At 68.9% G+C, this 2,187-nt stretch carries 1 protein-coding gene; it reads right to left on the reverse strand.

Annotation, left to right across the window (positions count from 1 at the left end):
- Positions 1 to 55: 55 nt before the first annotated feature.
- Positions 56 to 2,187 (reverse strand): ATP-binding cassette domain-containing protein (locus ACIQOV_RS38415; protein WP_401055412.1); only part of this gene is annotated, 2,132 nt, incomplete at its 5' end.

A 2,187-nucleotide genomic window follows, 5' to 3' on the forward strand; every position in this document is an offset into this window, starting at 1 on the left:
CCTCCCTGTTGGGAGAGCCGCCCCTCGGCCTGCCGCCGGAGAGTCGGAGAAGGGGTCAGCCCTTCTGCATGACCTCGGGCTCGTGCCGGCGCTGGAGCCGGGTCACGAGGACGCCGATGGCGACGGAGATGGCGATCAGCACACCCGCGTCGATCGCCCACTGGGCGACGCTGTGCTTCCAGAGCGGGTCGTAGTTGGGGTTCTGGAAGTCCTTGTTCCAGGGGCCCATGAGCACGGACAGGTCGAGCGTGGTGGATACGATGCCGGTGCCCCAGCGGGCCGGCATCAGCCAGGCGACCTGCTCCAGTCCGGGCTTGCTGAAGATCTGGAAGAGGCAGCCGGTGAAGACGACCTGAACGATGGCGAACATGACCAGCAGCGGCATGGTCTTCTCGGCGGTCTTCACCAACGCGGAGATCATCAGGCCGAACATCATCGCGGCGAAGCTCAGCAGGATCATGCCGATGGTCATCTCGATGATCGGCAGGTTCTTGACGATCAGGCCGTGCTCGGGGAGCTTGCGCGGCAGGAAGCCGACGGCGGAGATGATGGCGCCCTGGATCACGCTGAAGAAGCCCAGCACGATGATCTTGGACATCATGTACGCCGAGCGGGAGAGCCCGGTGGCTCGTTCCCGCTCGTAGATCGCCCGTTCCTTGATCAACTCGCGGACCGAGTTGGCCGCCCCGGAGAAGCAGGCGCCGATCGCCAGGATCAGCATGATCGTCGCGGCGCCGCTGTTGAGGTGGAGCTGCGTCTTGGGGTTGGGTGCGAGCCCCGGTTCGTTGGGGATCAGCACGCTGACCGCGCCGATGACGGCGGGCAGCAGCACTGACAGCGCGAGGAAGCCGCGGTCCGAGGCGAGCACCGACATGTAGCGGCGCATCAGCGTCCACAGCTGCGAGCCCCAGCTCTGCGGCTTCGGCGGCTTGACCGCCTCCTGGGCGACCTGGACGTGCTGCACCTCGCCCGCCTCCACGGTGGGCGCGGAGTACTGCTGGTAGTGCACCGAGCCGCGGTAGCGGCCGGCCCAGTCGTGGTCCGGGTAGTTCTCGAAGGCCTGGAAGACGTCCGCCCAGGTCTCGTACCCGAAGAAGTGCAGCGCCTCGTCCGGCGGGCCGAAGTAGGCCACCGAGCCGCCCGGCGCCATCACGAGCAGCCGGTCGCAGAGTGCGAGTTCGGCCACCGAGTGGGTGACGACCAGGATGGTGCGGCCGTCGTCGGCGAGGCCGCGCAGCATCTGCATGACCTCGCGGTCCATGCCCGGGTCGAGGCCCGAGGTGGGCTCGTCCAGGAAGATCAGCGAGGGCTTGGTGAGCAGCTCCAGGGCGACCGAGACGCGCTTCTGCTGGCCGCCGGAGAGCGCGGTGATCTTGTTGTCGGCACGCTTGTCCAGGCGCAGCTCGTACAGCACCTCGTCGATCCGGGCCTCGCGCTCGCGCGCCTCGGTGTCGCCGGGGAAGCGCAGCTGGGCGGCGTACTTGAGGCCCTTCCGGACGGTGAGCTCGCGGTGCAGGATCTCGGACTGCGGCACCAGGCCGATGCGCGAGCGGAGCTCGGCGAACTGCTTGTAGAGGTTGCGGCCGTCGTACAGGACCTCGCCGCGGTCGGCCGGGCGGTAGCCGGTGAGGGCGCGCAGCAGCGTGGACTTGCCGGAGCCGGACGGGCCGATGACCGCGACCAGGGACTTCTCCGGGACGCCGAAGCTGACGTCGTCGAGCAGGACCTTCTTGCCGCCCTTGTGGTCGACCTCGACGGTCAGGTGGCGGGCGGAGAAGGAGACCGCACCGGTGTCGACGAACTCCTGCAGCTGGTCGCCGACCAGGACGAAGCTGGAGTGGCCGACGGTCAGCCGGTCCTGCGGGCCCATCAGCTGACGCTGCACCCGCTGGCCGTTGAGGAAGATGCCGTTGTGGCTGCCGAGGTCGACGATCTCGTAGCGGCCGTCCGGGAGCTGACGCAGCTCGGCGTGGTGGCGGGAGACCTGGAGGTCGGACACCACGATGTCGTTGTCGAGCGCACGACCGATCCGGGCGGTGCGCATCGACGACGTCAGGTTGCGGATGATGGTCGGCTGCGGCCCGCCGCCACCGTGCTGCGGCGGGGCCTGGAAATCCTGCTGCTGCGGGAAGCCACCGTGCTGGGGCTGGGGCTGGGGCTGGGGCTGGGGCTGGGGCTGCTGCGGGG

The organism is Kitasatospora sp. NPDC091257, from assembly GCF_044757675.1.
In the GTDB taxonomy this organism is placed as follows: Bacteria; Actinomycetota; Actinomycetes; order Streptomycetales; family Streptomycetaceae; genus Kitasatospora; species Kitasatospora lactacystinica.